Here is a 14,070-nt window from a genome sequence, read left to right as displayed (position 1 = left end):
TCGAAACTTTCGCTCCCCACCCGCCCCCGCTCCCCCGATTGACGCCCCGGACCACGGCTGGTGAGACTCCCCAGGGCGCCTCATCCAACAGAATCCCCCACACTCACACAGGATGCGTCATGCGTCCTGGCCTCCCCTCCCAGCACCGCGACCACCGGAGCACCCCCCGTGACACACCCGCAGTACGCCGGCTACCTCTTCGTCTACTTCACCGGGGAGGACACCGCCGACGGCGAGCAGATCCGCTACGCCCTCAGCCGCGGCGACGACCCGCTGCACTGGCGGGAACTGAACGGCGGACGGCCCGTCCTGACCTCCACCATCGGCGAGCGGGGTCTGCGCGACCCCTTCGTGGTCCGCTCCCCCGAGGGCGACGGGTTCCACCTGATCGCCACCGACCTGCGCATGTACCGGGACAGCAGCGGCAGCTGGGACGAGGTCCAGCGCCACGGCAGCAAGTCCGTCATGGTGTGGGACTCCACCGACCTGGTCCACTGGACCGACCAGCGCCTGGTGAAGGTCGCCCCCGACACCGCCGGCAACACCTGGGCGCCGGAGGCCCACTGGGACGCGGCCCTGGGCGAGTACGTCGTCTTCTGGGCGTCGAAGCTGTACGCCGACGACGACCCGGCGCACACCGGCTCGACGTACAACCGGATGCTGTACGCGACGACGAAGGACTTCCGCGCCTTCGGCGAGCCGAAGGTCTGGCACGACCCCGGCCACTCGGTGATCGACTCGACGGTCGTCGAGCACGAGGGCGTCTACTACCGCTACACCAAGGACGAACGGGACCCCTCCTCCGGCTCCCCCGGCTCGAAGTTCATCACCGTGGAGAAGTCGACGAGCCTGACGGACACGGCGTACGGCTTCGTCGCCGACCGCGTCGGCAGCGGCTCGGTCGACCGCGGCGAGGGGCCCACGGTGTTCAAGTCCAACTCCGAGGACAGGTGGTACCTGTTCATCGACGAGTACGGCGGCCGCGGCTACGTCCCGTTCGAGACCACCGACCTCGACTCGGGCCGCTGGACGGCGTGCGCCGGCCACCGGCTCCCGGCGAGCCCCCGGCACGGCACGGTCCTGCCGGTGACGCGGGAGGAGTACGACCGGCTGCTGGCCGCCTACCCGGCCACGCCCGCCTCCCTGGTGGACGTGACCGCGAAGGACCAGAAGGGGTACGCGATCGTCACCGAGGCCTCCTCCAAGGTCGTCCTGCCGATGGAGCCCGACGCCGACCTGCGGCACCTCGCGCCGGCGCTGTGGGCGGCCGAGGGCGCGTCCGTCTCCCCGGAGCCGGGCACGCCGCGTGACTTCCGCACGCCGCGGACGTACACCGTGACCGCCGCCGACGGGACCGCCCGCACCTGGACCGTGGAGGCCGTCCGCACCCGCAGCCCGCTGCTGCCGGGCCTCACCGCCGACCCGGACGTGCGGTACCTGGACGGCGCGTACTGGATCTACCCGACGACGGACGGCTTCCCGGGCTGGGGCGGGACGCGCTTCTCGGCGTACTCCTCCGAGGACCTGGCGCACTGGACGGACCACGGCGTCGTCCTGGACCTGGAGTCGGACGTGTCCTGGGCGGACGCCCACGCCTGGGCGCCGGCGATCGCCGAGCGCGACGGCCGGTACTACCTCTACTTCTGCGCCGAGCAGCAGATCGGCGTGGCCGTGGCGGACTCGCCCGCCGGTCCCTTCGCGGACGCGCTGGGCAAGCCGCTGGTGGCGAAGGACGGTCCCTGGTCCGGCCAGATGATCGACCCGGCGGTCTTCACGGACGACGACGGCCGGTCGTACCTCTACTGGGGCAACAGCCACGCGTACGTGGTGCCGCTGGACGACGGCATGGTGTCCTTCGACCCGGCCCAGGTGCGGGACATCACCCCGTCGAACTTCCGGGAGGGTTCCTTCGTGGTGAAGCGTCAGGGCACGTACTACTTCATGTGGTCCGAGGACGACACCCGCAGCGAGGACTACCACGTGGCCTACGCGACGGGACCGTCCCCGCTCGGCCCGTGGACCGAGCGGGGGACGATCCTGTCCAAGCGTCCGGAGTACGGCATCCTCGCCACCGGCCACCACTCCGTGGTGAACGTGCCCGGCACCGACGACTGGTACGCCGTCTACCACCGGTTCGCCCTCGACGGCCCCGGCCGGCCGGGCGGCGACGGCATGCACCGGGAGACCACCGTCGACCGGCTGGAGTTCGCCGCCGACGGCACGATCGAGCCGGTCGTGCCGACGCTGGAGTCGATCGGGCCGGTGCGCACCGGCTGACCCGGTCAGTCCATCGTCGCGCCGATCGTGGTGCTGCCCGTGGTCAGGAAGGTGGTCACGGGCAGACTGCCGTCCGACTGGCGGGCGTTGTACGTGGTGGACGCGTTCGTGGAGACGAAGGCGGGCGTGGCGATGCCGGAGTCCCAGTTGTTGCCGGCGGAGACCACGGAGGAGCCCTTGCTGACCAGGCCGCTGCCGTTGCCCACGGCGAGGTTCTTGCCGAGCCGGGCGGCGCCGGTGGCGAAGTAGTAGCCCCACTTGCCGTTGGCGTAGGCGGTGGTGCGGTTGATGACGATGGCACCGGTGTTGGAGTTCTCGGTGAAGCCGTTGCCGGCGTTGTCCCAGGCGGCGGAGTTGTTGACGACGTGGGCGACGACCTCGCCGTCGCCGCCGAGCTTGTAGCCGTTGCCGTCGCCCGCGAAGGCGGAGTCGCTCCAGCGGTTCTGGCCGTTGCCGAAGGCCCAGGTGTGCTCGACGGTGACGGGCGAGGAGAACGACCAGAAGTCGATCCCGTCGTCCGAGTTGTTGTAGAGGCGGGCGCCGGTGATGAGGTTGCCGGTGCCGGAGCCGTACTTGACGGCGATGCCGTCGGCGTTCTCGCCGTGGTTGGCGGCGTCGTAGTGGCCGTAGCTGTCGATGTTCCTCACCGTGTTGTTCACCGTGCCGTCGCCGGTGAGGGTGAAGCCGGAGTCGCCGCCGTTGATGGTCTTGATGTTGTTCCAGGTGGTGCCGGTGCAGGACTGGCAGACGACCGCGCTGTCCGGGGAGTTCTGGAAGGTGATGTTCGAGACGTTCCAGTAGTCGGCGGTCAGCTTGAAGATCCAGTCGCCGTCGGGGAGCGACGAGCCGTCGATCTTCACCGTCTCCGAGCCGTACGCGGTGAGGGTGACCGGCGAGGAGGAGGTGCCGTTGGTGGTCGACTGGAGGGTGGCGGTCGGGTAGTAGGTGCCGCCGCGGACCTGGATGACCGTGCCCGCGGTGGCGCCGGAGATCGCGCTGGTCAGCTCGGCCGTGGTGTCGACGACGACGGTCGCGGCCTGCGCCGGGGCCGGCAGGACGGCGAGACCGGCGCCCAGGGACAGGGCGGCGACGGCGGTGAGAGCGGTACGACGAGACAGACGAAACATGGAGTGCGGGTCCTTTCCGTCGTGGTGCGGGGGGATGGGGTGGGTTACAGGACGCGGTCCAGCCAGGCGAAGACCTCGTCCTGCATGCGGTCGACGAAGACATGGCCGAGGTCGGGCCAGGTCTTCAGGTGCAGCCGCTCCTCGGCGTGGCGGGAGCGCCAGACGGCGCGCAGCTTGGCGTGGGCCGCGCGGACGCCGTCGGCGGGGAACAGCGGATCGAGACCGCCGTGGAAGAACAGCATCGGCCGGGGGGCGGCGATGCTCGCCACGTCGGGGAAGTCGAGGTGGCGGGGCAGCCCGGGGTGGAGCATGTAGTAGGCGGACTGACCGCGCAGGGTGTTGTTGCCGGGGACCATCATCTCCTTCAGGCCGGTCATCCAGCAGACGGCGGCCGTGGCGGCGACGTCGTCGGTGAGGGCCGCCGTCTGCCAGGCGCGGAAGGCGCCCATGGAGAAGCCGACGGCCGCGATCCGCCGCCGGTCCACGCGGTCGAGGCGGGCGAGGAACCCGGCGGCGCGGGCGTCCTCGCGGGCCATGAGACCGGCCAGGGAGGAGCCCAGGTTGAAGAAGTTGCTGGCCAGCGCCTGCTGCTGGTCGTAGGCGAGGGGGCCGCGGTCGCCCCAGCCGAGGGCGTCGGCGGCCAGCACCACGTACCCCCGCCGGGCCAGTTCGTCGCCGACGAACCGGCCGCTGAAGTACTTCTCCGTCCACGCCTCGGCGGAGGCGAGCCGGGTGGTGTCGTACCAGGGCCGGACCAGTTTCTCCTTGCCGATGTCGAACTTGGCTCCGTGGTCGTGCAGGAGCAGCACGGCGGGGAAGGGGCCGGGGCCGTCCGGGGTGAGCAGCGCGGCGCGGACGCGTTCGTACCGGGTGAGGGAGAGGGTGACCAGTTCCCTCGTGTACCCGTCGCCCCGGACGGGCGGGCCGGACTCCGGGGCGTACGGGGTGCCGTCCTCCCGGTCGACGACCAGCGCCTCCTCGACCCGGGCGCGGGCCGCCCGGCGCCAGGCGCGGACGTCGCGGATCGGGGAGTTCCCCCAGGCGAGCGGGAAGGTGAGGGCGTCCTTGAGGGCGGGGTGGAAGTCGGGCAGCGGCCCGTCGACGACGGCGGCCTCGGCCCCGGTCACGGCCGTACCGGCCAGCAGCGCGGCCCCCGTGCCGGCCACGAACGCCCGCCGTCCCACCGCGTCACGGGCGCTCATACGGCCTCCAGTCCCCGAGGTAGGTCCGCCGGGTGTGCGCGGCCGCCTCGGCCGCCGTGAGCTGCGGCCGCGTCTCGGGTGCCGTGACGGCCGCGCCCGGACCGGAGTTGGCGTACTCGGCGAAGCGCATGGTCTGCCAGGGGTAGGCGTCCCGCATGTTGGTGTAGGGGGCGGCGGCGTCGATGCCGGGGCCGATCCAGGTGTCCCGCACGACCAGCGACGGCCAGGCGGTCGTCTCGTACGTCGGCACCCAGGGCCGGGCCAGCTTGTACGCGCCGTCCTCGGCGCCGGAGGTGATCCGGCACCCGACGGCGAGGAACCCGTAGGGGTTGGCGCGGGCGGTGGAGGGGGCGAAGACCATGCCCTTGGGGGTGAAGTCCACGTCCCGGGCGAGGGTGTGGAAGCGGCAGGTGTCGAAGACGGCCCGGGCCCGCCCGAAGACGAAGTCGATGTCTCCTTCGATGTGGCAGTGGCGGTAGTAGTGCCGGTCGAAGGCGTCCAGGGCGGTGGTGTCCGCGAAGAGGGTGTCCTGGTGGCCCAGGAAGCGGACGTTGTCGAAGCGGGAGCGGTCGCCGGTGACGTACGCGGCCACCGCCTGGGTGCCGGTGATGTCGGGGTGGTCGGCGCGCAGCCAGTCGTTGGCGAGGGTGAGGTCGCGGACGGTGAGGCCGGGGGCGGCGGAGGTGAAGGTGGCGGAGCCGGCCGTGCCGTAGGTGGTGCCGTCGGGTCTCGTCGTGCCGTTGGCGTGGTCGAAGACGACGACGGCGGCGCGGGCGTCGCGGGAGGCGCCCCGCAGGGTGAGGTCCGCCGCGTCCGCCGGGACGCTGACGACCTCGCGGTACGTGCCGGGGTGCACGACGATCGTCCGGCCGGGTCCGTCGACGGCGTCCACGGCGGCCTGGAGGGAGTCGCCGGGGCGGACGTGCAGGACGCGGCCCGAGTGCGCGTGGGCGGGGGCCGCCGCCGTCAGGGCGCCGGCCGTGAGACCGGCCAGGAGGGTGCGCCTGCGCATGTCAGCAGGTCTCCTTCCACGGCGTCCAGTCGCCCAGGTAGGTCTCGCGGGTCGCGGAGGCGGCCTGTTCGGCGGTGAGCTGGGGCCGGTTCTCCGGGACGGTGACGCGGGCGCCCGGCCCGGTGTTGCGGTACTCGGCGAACCGCTGGTCCTGCCACGGGTAGGAGGCCGACATGTTCGTGTAGGGGGCGACCGCGTCGAGGCCGGAGCCGAGGTGGCTGTCGCGGACGGTGAGCATGGGGCGGGCGGTGGTGTCGGAGCTGGGCACCCAGGGGCGGGCCAGCTTGTAGAAGGCGTCCGGGGCCTCGCTGGTGACCCGGCTCCGCGTCACCAGGTAGCCGCGCGGGTTGGCGCCGGCGGTGGAGGGCGCGAAGACGAAGCCGTAGGGGGCGGCGGCCAGGTCGGTGCGGTCCAGGGTGCGGAAGTGGCACTGCTCGAAGACGGCGGTCCCCCGGCCGAAGACGAAGTCGACGTCCCCCTCGGCGTAGCAGTGCGAGAAGTACTGGCGGGCGAAGGTGGAGAGGGCGAGGGAGTCGGCGTAGAGGGTGTCCTGGTGGCCCAGGAAGCGGCAGTGGTGGAAGGCGGACCGGTCGCCCTGGACCTTGATCGCGACGGCCTGGGTGCCGGTGATGTCGGGGTGGTCGGCGCGCAGCCAGTCGTTGGCGAAGGTGATCCAGCGGGCGGTGAAGCCGTCGGCCTGCACGGTGGTGGTGGCCGAGCCGGTGGTGCCGTAGGTGCCGGATCCGTCGGGCTTGGCGGTGCCGGCCGCATTGTCGTACACGATCACCACGTCGCGCGGGTCCTCGGCGGCGCCGATCCAGGTGGCCTCGGTGCGGGTGGTGCCGACGGCGACCGTCTCGCGGTAGGTGCCGGGGGCGAGGACGAGGGTCCAGCCGCTGCCGGCGGCGGCGGTGACGGCGTCCCGGACGGTGGTGTGGTCGCCGCGTCCCCGCGGGTCGACGTAGAGCGTCTGCGGGGTGAGGCGGGCGGCCGGGGAGCCGAAGCGGCCGAAGGGCCGGCGGGCGGCCGCGCGGGCGGGGCCCGCCGGGAGTGCGAGGGCGGCTCCCGCGCCCGCGCTCGCCAGGAGGAAGCCCCTGCGGTGCAGAGGGAGTCGGCTGTGGGGCGAGGACATGTCGGTGCTCCTTGCGATGCGGCTCGTGAGATGGGGGTCCTCGGGGTGGGGGTCGACGGGCCGGGGCGGCGGGCCCCGGCCCGTCGTGCACCGGGGGTGTCAGCAGATGTCGCCGGCGCCGGCGTGGGCGCGGACGAGGCCGGGGACGGCCTTGGCCGGGTCGACGTCGGCGCGCAGGGTGGGCGTCCAGCCCGCGCCGGACTGGAGGGTCTCGGCGGGGATCTCCGCGTTGTGCACGGCGATCAGGTCGACGGCCGTGCCGTTGACGAGGTTGCCGTCGGCGGTGACCGGCGCCTCGCTCCACTTCTTGAGCACCTTGGCCGCGCTGATGCCCGTCGGCAGCGTGAACGCGTTGTCCTCGGCGACGAGCTGGGACTCCTTGCCGACGCCGAGGCTGTAGGAGTAGGAGTCGTCGGCGACGAAGTGGTTGTTGTAGACGTCGACCTGGCCGAAGCGGACCCGGGGCGCGCGCTCGACCAGGTTCGAGAACAGGTTGTGGTGGAAGGTCACCTTGAGCTTGCCGCGGTCGCCGACGGCGGTGGACTCGCTGTCGCTGTTGCCGATCAGGATCGTCTTGTCGTGCTCGGTGAAGACGTTCCAGGAGGCGGTGACGTAGTTCGCGCCGCGGACGATGTCCAGCTCGCCGTCGTGCTGCTGGTACAGCATGCCGAAGTAGGTGGGCGCCGCGCTGTCGGGGTGGCTGCCGTCGGTGAAGGTGTTGTGGTCCAGCCACACGTGGGTGGAGCCGTAGACGACGGCGGTGTCGTACTCGGAGTTCCAGTTGCCCGTGTCCCCGTCGGTGGGGTCCCACTGCGGGAAGCAGTCGACGGGGCTCTCGAAGGCCAGATTGCGGATGATCACGTTGTCGACGGCCTTGATCTGGAGGCTGGCGCCCTTGAAGCCGGCGTTCTTCCCCACCCCGATGACGGTGGTGTTGGCGGGGATGTTCGCCTTGATGGCCTGGTCCTGGTTGGCGGCGGAGAGGCGGCGCAGCCCTTCGGGGCTGTCGTCGGGCTCGGCACTGAGGTCGGTGTCGAGCCCCCAGGTCTCCGGCGCGTACGCCGCGAGGTAGGCGTCGAAGTCGTAGCCGGGCGCGGCGAGGGCGTCGCAGCCGTCGGCGACGGCGTCGATGACCCCCTTCACCTTGATGATCTTCGGTGCGTCGCCCCCGGCGGCGAGGGCGGCCTTGAACTCGGCCCAGGTGGTCACGGTGTACACGTGCTCGGCGTCGGCGGCGGCCCCGCCGGTGGTGCCGGTCCCGTAGGAGGCCCAGCCGTCGTTCGCCGGGAGGGTCTGCCGGGCGGCGTCCCGCGGCTGGGCCTGGGCCGTGGTGCCGGTGACCGTCAGCGCGAGGGCGGTGCAGCCCACCACCACGACACTTGTGACGTGCCCATGCCATTTCTGTGCGTGCATTGTGCGGCTCTCTTCCGGTTGCCGAAGGGGTGGTTACGCGGTGGCCGGCGGCCAGGTGATCCAGGAGCCGGGGATCTCCTCGTCGAGCCGGCGCACGTCCCGGGGCCGCAGCACCCGGCGGTGCAGCAGCCCGGAGGCGACGAGCCGGGCCACGGCGATCGCGCCCGGCGGGTTGAAGTGCGTGTTGTCCTGCTCGGTCTCGGTCCAGTTGAAGTACGTCTTCGTCGCCTCGACCCCGAGCTCCTGCCACAGCGCGAGCGACAGCGCCTGGACGTCGATCAGCGCGACGCCCTCCTCCTCGGCCAGCGCGCGCATCGCCGCCGGGTACTCGCCGTGGCTCGGCACGGCGTTCCCCTCCGCGTCGAACCGCCGCCGCTCGACCGGCGTCAGCAGCACGGGCCGCGCCCCGCGGGCACGGGCCCCGTCCACGTACAGCCGCAGATACTCCTGGTACGTCGTCCAGGGCTCGGTGTACCGCGTGGGGTCGGTGGTCTTCTCGTCGTTGTGCGCGAACTGCACGAGCAGGAAGTCACCCGGCCGGATCGAGGCGAGGACGACGTCGAGCCGTCCCTCGTCCACGAAACTCTTCGAACTGCGCCCGTTCACGGCGTGGTTGGCGACGGGCAGGTCCTTGTGGAGGAAGAAGGGCAGCGCCATGCCCCACCCGGTCTCGGGCGCGGCGTCGGCGTACTTCTGCGCGGCGGTGGAGTCACCGGCGATGTAGAGCGTGCGGGGGCGGTGACCGGAGGCGTGCGCGGGTGCGGCCGCGACAGCGCCGAGCGGGAGGGCGGCAAGAGCGGCGGAGGCGACCTGCCTACGGGTAAGGGACACGGACGTGCACCTCTCAACGGGGGGTGAGTGTCTCGACCTGAGGGGCGCGGGGCCATATCGATATGCGGCTTCCGCCGCGTGGGCGCGCCCAGCCGGGGACGGCCCGCAGCCCGCGGCGAAACGGACCGCCCCACGGCGAAACCCGGCACTGTCAGCCGGCCTGCTTGCTCCACTCGGCCTGAGCCGCGTTCAACTGCTCGGCCAGCGTGTCCAGGAACTCCTTGGCACTGAGCTTGCCCAGCAGCACCTTCTGGAAGTTCGGCTCGTTGTCGGCCTTGGAGATCGTGTTCCAGTCCGGCAGGTAGTACGGCAGCTGCACGATCGTCGTCGACCCGTCCGACAGCGCCTGCGCCGCCAGCTTCGTCGGCTCGGACTCGGTGACCCAGGTGTCCGACGCGGCCTCGGTGTTGGCCGGCACCTGCCCGGCGGACTCGTTGAACTTGGAGTTCTCCGCCTTCGAGACGGCGAACTCGATGAACTTCCAGGCGGCTTCCTTGTTCTTGGAGTTCTTGAACAGCCCGAGCCCGTCGACCGGGTTGGACACCTGGACGCGCTTGCCGTCGGCGCCCGTCGGCTGCGGGATGCCGCGGAAGGTGTCGGCGCCGAGCGCCTTCACGTGGTCCTGGTAGGAGCCCAGGTTGTGGTTGAGCATGCCGATGGTGCCCGAGTCCCACTGGGCGACCATCTTGGTGAAGTCGTTGTTGAGGTCGGCCGCCGGGGTGACCTTCTTGTAGAGGGCGGCGTACTTCTCCAGCGCCGCGACGTTCTTCGGGTCGTTGACCGTGGTTGTGTCGCCGTTCCAGAACGAGGTGATCCCGCTCTGCCCGTACATCGCGTCCAGCGCCTGCGCGATGGAGCCGGCGCCGCCGCGGATCGTGTAGCCGAACTCGTTCTTCTTGGAGTCCGTGAGCTTCTCCGCCGCCGCGTAGAACGCGTCCCAGGTCGTCGGGTCCGCCAGGCCCGCGGCCTTGAACAGGTCGGTGCGGTAGTATAGAACGCCGTTGTTGGCGGAGGTCGGGACCGAGTAGAGGGTGCCGTCGCCGCCGCCGGCCGCCTTCAGCGACTCCACCATGTCCTCGTTCAGCTTGCCCTTGAGGGAGGACGAGCCGAGCCGGTCGTCGAGCGGGTCGAGCGCGCCCTGCGCGGCGAACCCGGCGAGCATCGCCGCGCCGACGCCGCCGACGTCGGGCAGGCCGCCGCCCTGGATGGCGGTGTCGACCTTGGACTGGTACTCGGTGGAGGCGATGCCGACGTACTCGACGTCGATGTCGGGGTTGGCCTTCTCGAAGTCGGCGATGATCTCCTTCCAGATGTCGGTGCGCACACCGCCGTTGTTGTCCCAGAAGACGATCTTGCCCTTGCCGCTGCCCTCGGAGCCCTTGTCGCCGCCGGCGCCGCTGCCGTCGTCACCGCAGGCGGTGGCGGTCAGGGCGAGCACGGCACCCAGGGCGACGGCCGTGGCGGCGCGCCTGCTTCTGCGGATGCTGATCTTCATTGGTCGGCTCTCTTCTTCTGGATCCAACGAACTTCTGTGACGTGGTGGGGGTCAGTGGTGGCGGGCGTACGGAGCCCAGTCGTCCGTGCCCGCGAGGTAGTGCGCGACGGTGCGGGTCCGCGCCTCCTCGTCGCTCAGCTGCGGCCGGTCCGCGGCCTGGGCCGCCCCCGGTCCGGTGTTGCGGTACTCGGCGAACCGGGCGTCCCGCCAGGAGAAGCCGCTCATGTCGGTCCAGGGTGCGGACTTGACCGCGGCGGGCAGTTCGGTGTCCCGGATCAGCACCTGGGCGACCGCCGCCGGCTCCCCGCCCGGGTGCCAGGGCCGGCCGAGGTGGAAGGTGCCGTCCGGCGCGTCGCTCACGATCCTCGACCGGGTGATCAGGAACCCGTACGGGTTGCCCGTCCAGGTGGACGCGGCCGTGATGTAGCCGTTGTTGTCGGCGGAGCCGCGGCTCAGCGCCCGGATCACGGAGCGCTCGATGACGGTGGTCGCCCGCCCGTAGACGAAGTCGACGTCGCCCTCGACGTAGGAGTCGCGGATGTAGACCCGGCTGATCACGTCCAGCTTGGGGCTGTCGGTCATCAGGGTGTCCTGGTTGCCCAGGAAGGCGGTGTCCTCGAAGACGATCCGGTCGCCGGTCGTCTTCACCGCCAGCGCCTGCTCGCCGTTCAGCTCGTGCGCGGCCTCGTCGAAGTCGTTGCTGAAGGTGAGGTGGCGGGCGGTGACGTCGTGGGCCGCGATCCGTACCGTGGCGCTGCCCGTCGAACCGCCGTACGCCGCGGGCGTGTCGTAGACGATGACGGTGTCGGAGCGGTCCTGTCCAGTCCCCTGCAACGTGATGTCCGGCTTGGTCGCCGGGACGAACACCTTCTCGCGGTAGGTGCCGGGCGCGATCGCGATGGTCACGGGCAGGGTGTTGCCCTCGGGCACGGCGTCCACGGCGGACTGGACCGTCGGGTAATCCGCCGGGACGTGCAGCGTCACCGAGGCGCCGATCCGCCGCTGCGGCCCGGACCAGCGCGTCACCAGCGCGGGCACGGCCGCCGCCGGGTCCAGCCGGTAGGCGTAGAAGTCCCGCGGGTCGAACGCTTCACCCCACTCGTCGTGCCGGCCGGTGGTGTTCTTCAGGATCGACCCGCGCTCCACCAGCTCCGCGGTGGCGTCGGCCTGGTAGGGGTGCTGGACGTCCCGGTAGTAGCTGTTCTCGATGACCATCTTCGTCCGGCCGCGCGACCAGTTCCCGTAGGTCCACACGGGGTCGTCCGGATCGACCTGGGCGGTCAGGTAGTTGTTGTAGAGGTGCGCGTAGGCGGCGTTGTCGACGGACGGGTTGCGCTGCTTGGTGTGCGCGAACAGGTTGTGGTCGACGGTGATCTGCGTCCTGACGTCACTGGTCCAGCCCAGGCCGAAGGTCTTGTTGTTGTCCTCGAAGCGGTTGTAGGAGACGGTGACGTACTCGCTGTCCTTGCGGATGTCGAGCTGGCCGTCGCAGATCCGCGAGAAGCGGTTGTGGTCGACCCACACGTGGTGGACGGTGTCCATCTGGATGCCGTCGAAGTCGGTGTCCTTGCAGTCCCAGTTCCCCTCGATCGCCGAGTCGCGGATCGTCAGATTGCGGATCACCACGTTGTGCGTACCCGGGTTCAGGTGCAGCTCCCCGTGCACGATCTCGCCCGTGTCGCCGACGCCGAGGACGGTCTTGTCCGAGGCGACGGCGATCTCCGCGCCGAACGGCTCCACGGCGATGGTCCCGGCCACCCGGATGACGTACGGCTCCTCGGCGGCCGCGTACCGCTCCAGCGAGGCCTGGTCGGTGACCGTGACGACCTTGCCGCCGGCGCCGCCGGTGGTACCGCCGGCCAGGGAGGCGAAGCCATGGGCCCGGTCGGACCACCGCGGGGCGGCGGTGGCCGGCTCCGGCGCCGCGTGCGCCTCGCCGACCACGCCGAGGCCCAGCGCGGCGATCAGGCCCGCCACGGCGGCCATCACCGCACCCGGTCTCGGCAAGCGCTTGTTACGGAAGTGCGTCATTGCGGCTCCCCACAGGCGTACGGACGAAAAGGGGTCAGAGGGATCTGATCCGGAACTCGGTGAACGTGGCAGCCCCGGCGTGACCCGCTCCGTCGGGGGCGACGGCGAACAGGCCGAGCAGGGCGCCCACCCAGCGCCACGGCGTGGCGGCGAAGACGGGACCGGAGGAACGGAAGCCCTCGCCGAGGTCGTAGGCGAAGCGGCAGCGGGCACCGGCGCCGGTCTCCACGCGCAGCCGGGCCCGTCCGGCGGGGGCGAGCCGCGGATGGCCGGCGTCCCGCTCCTGCTCGGCCACCGCCTCGGCGAACCGGTGCACGAGGTGGACCGTGCCGTCGGTGCCGCGTTGCAGCCCGATCCAGCCGAAGGAGTCCCCGAGGACGGCGAGTCCGGCCCGCGCGCCCGGTTCCTCGCCGTGCAGTTCCAGCGTGACCTCGGCGACGGACGGGATGCCGGGCAGCCGCTGGGTGAGCACGTCCGGCAGCCGGCGCAGGTCGTGCGCGTCGGCCGTGCGGACGCAGCTCAGCCGTAGCCCGTCCCCCGAGTGGTGGGTGGCCCGGCCGTCCTGGGGGTTGGCCGTCCACTGCCACTGCCGGCCGAACCTGCCGCCGGGGAAGTCGTCGTCGGTGGCGGGGGCGGCGGGCGGCTGCGGCGGCAGCGCGGGGCGCCGGTGCGCGGCGACGGGGGCGCCGTCGTCCCCGATCACCGGCCAGCCGTCCGCGCCCCACCGCATCGGCTGGAGGTGGACGACCCTGCCGTACGCGCCGCGCTGCTGGAAGTGCAGGAACCAGTCCTCGCCGGACGGGGTGCGCACCCAGCCGCCCTGGTGGGGGCCGTTGACGGGGGTGTCCCTCTGTTCCAGGACGATCCGCTCCTCGTAGGGGCCGAAGAAGTCCCGGGCGCGGAAGGCGCCCTGCCAGCCGGTCTCCACTCCCCCGGCGGGCGCCAGGATCCAGAACCGGCCGTCGTGCCGGTAGAGCTTCGGGCCTTCGAGCGTGAACCAGCCGGGGATGCGGTCGCCGTCGACGATCACCTTGCCCTCGTCGAGCAGTGAGGTGCCGTCGGGGTGCATACGGTGCCCGGTGAGGCGGTTCTTGATCCCGGAGCGGGACCTGGCCCAGGCGTGCACCAGGTAGGCCTCGCCGGTCTCCTCGTCCCACAGGGGGCAGGGGTCGATCAGGCCCTTGCCCTCCTTGAGCAGGTGCGGCTCGGTCCACGGTCCCCTGATCGCGGGGGCGTTGACCTGGAAAATGCCCTGGTCGGGGTCGCCCCAGAAGATCCAGAAACGGTCGTCGTGGTGGCGGAGCGAGGGGGCCCAGACCCCGCAGTCGTGCCGGGGCCGCGCGAACTCGGCCGCCGGCCTCAGGCGTTCGAGGGCGTGGCCGACCAGGGTCCAGTTGACCAGGTCGCGCGAGTGCAGCAGCGGCAGTCCGGGGGCGCGGCCGAAGCTGGACGCGGTGAGGTAGAAGTCGTCGCCGACGCGTACGACGTCCGGGTCGGACCAGTCGGCGTTCAGGACGGGGTTGGTGTAGGTCTCCTGGGTCGGAGGCATT

Annotated in this window: 10 protein-coding genes; 1 reads left to right on the top strand and 9 read right to left on the bottom strand. The window is 71.6% G+C overall.

The genetic code is table 11. The annotated features are described in order from the left end of the window. Positions 1-126: 126 nt before the first annotated feature. A complete protein-coding gene (locus ACFYWQ_RS39920; RefSeq protein ID WP_389524795.1) occupies positions 127-2,277 on the top strand; it encodes a family 43 glycosylhydrolase in 2,151 nt (716 codons plus the stop codon). A 5-nt stretch (positions 2,278-2,282) separates the two neighbouring features. Here ACFYWQ_RS39920 and ACFYWQ_RS39915 read toward each other — a convergent pair whose 3' ends face one another. The 9 genes from ACFYWQ_RS39915 to ACFYWQ_RS39875 all read right to left on the bottom strand — a co-directional run bounded on the left by ACFYWQ_RS39915 (position 2,283) and on the right by ACFYWQ_RS39875 (position 14,069). Continuing rightward, on the bottom strand, positions 2,283-3,395 hold the full coding sequence (locus ACFYWQ_RS39915) for a chondroitinase-B domain-containing protein (protein WP_389524792.1): 1,113 nt from the start codon (positions 3,393-3,395) through the stop codon (positions 2,283-2,285). Positions 3,396-3,448: 53 nt separating this feature from the next. Next, a complete protein-coding gene (locus tag ACFYWQ_RS39910; RefSeq protein ID WP_389524543.1) occupies positions 3,449-4,606 on the bottom strand; it encodes a dienelactone hydrolase family protein in 1,158 nt (385 codons plus the stop codon). After that, positions 4,593-5,618 carry a pectinesterase family protein gene (locus ACFYWQ_RS39905; protein WP_389524540.1) on the bottom strand — a complete coding sequence of 342 codons (1,026 nt, stop codon included), beginning with the start codon at positions 5,616-5,618 and terminating at the stop codon, positions 4,593-4,595. The genes ACFYWQ_RS39910 and ACFYWQ_RS39905 overlap by 14 nt, the downstream gene beginning before the upstream one ends. A 1-nt stretch (position 5,619) precedes the next feature. Continuing rightward, entirely contained in the window at positions 5,620-6,750 is a 1,131-nt protein-coding gene (locus ACFYWQ_RS39900; RefSeq protein ID WP_389524538.1) for a pectinesterase family protein, read from the bottom strand. Positions 6,751-6,849: 99 nt separating this feature from the next. Continuing rightward, the gene (locus tag ACFYWQ_RS39895) at positions 6,850-8,163 is read right to left on the bottom strand and encodes a polysaccharide lyase family 1 protein (protein WP_389524535.1); all 1,314 of its coding nucleotides are present in this window, start codon (positions 8,161-8,163) and stop codon (positions 6,850-6,852) included. Between the two features lie 33 nt (positions 8,164-8,196). Then, positions 8,197-8,994 carry a rhamnogalacturonan acetylesterase gene (locus ACFYWQ_RS39890; protein WP_389524532.1) on the bottom strand — a complete coding sequence of 266 codons (798 nt, stop codon included), beginning with the start codon at positions 8,992-8,994 and terminating at the stop codon, positions 8,197-8,199. A gap of 151 nt (positions 8,995-9,145) precedes the next feature. Next, positions 9,146-10,489 carry an ABC transporter substrate-binding protein gene (locus tag ACFYWQ_RS39885; RefSeq protein ID WP_389524530.1) on the bottom strand — a complete coding sequence of 448 codons (1,344 nt, stop codon included), beginning with the start codon at positions 10,487-10,489 and terminating at the stop codon, positions 9,146-9,148. Between the two features lie 51 nt (positions 10,490-10,540). Next, positions 10,541-12,520 (bottom strand): pectinesterase family protein, encoded by a 1,980-nt coding sequence (locus ACFYWQ_RS39880; RefSeq protein ID WP_389524527.1) that lies wholly within the window; start codon positions 12,518-12,520, stop codon positions 10,541-10,543. A 34-nt stretch (positions 12,521-12,554) separates the two neighbouring features. Further along, a complete protein-coding gene (locus tag ACFYWQ_RS39875) occupies positions 12,555-14,069 on the bottom strand; it encodes a family 43 glycosylhydrolase (RefSeq protein ID WP_389524524.1) in 1,515 nt (504 codons plus the stop codon). Position 14,070: the final 1 nt, after the last annotated feature.

The organism is Streptomyces sp. NPDC003247 (assembly GCF_042888135.1).
Lineage (GTDB): Bacteria > Actinomycetota > Actinomycetes > Streptomycetales > Streptomycetaceae > Streptomyces.
The sequence above is the reverse complement of the archived record's forward strand: the minus strand, read 5'-3'. Positions and strand labels throughout refer to the sequence as shown.

What these genes read in the sequence shown, in the direction of transcription:
- ACFYWQ_RS39910 (WP_389524543.1), bottom strand. Translation starts at nt 4,606, where the DNA reads ATGAGCGCCCGTGACGCGGTGGGACGGCGGGCGTTCGTGGCCGGCACG.
- ACFYWQ_RS39905 (WP_389524540.1), bottom strand. Translation starts at nt 5,618, where the DNA reads ATGCGCAGGCGCACCCTCCTGGCCGGTCTCACGGCCGGCGCCCTGACG.
- ACFYWQ_RS39900 (WP_389524538.1), bottom strand. Translation starts at nt 6,750, where the DNA reads ATGTCCTCGCCCCACAGCCGACTCCCTCTGCACCGCAGGGGCTTCCTC.
- ACFYWQ_RS39895 (WP_389524535.1), bottom strand. Translation starts at nt 8,163, where the DNA reads ATGCACGCACAGAAATGGCATGGGCACGTCACAAGTGTCGTGGTGGTG.
- ACFYWQ_RS39885 (WP_389524530.1), bottom strand. Translation starts at nt 10,489, where the DNA reads ATGAAGATCAGCATCCGCAGAAGCAGGCGCGCCGCCACGGCCGTCGCC.
- ACFYWQ_RS39880 (WP_389524527.1), bottom strand. Translation starts at nt 12,520, where the DNA reads ATGACGCACTTCCGTAACAAGCGCTTGCCGAGACCGGGTGCGGTGATG.
- ACFYWQ_RS39875 (WP_389524524.1), bottom strand. Translation starts at nt 14,069, where the DNA reads ATGCCTCCGACCCAGGAGACCTACACCAACCCCGTCCTGAACGCCGAC.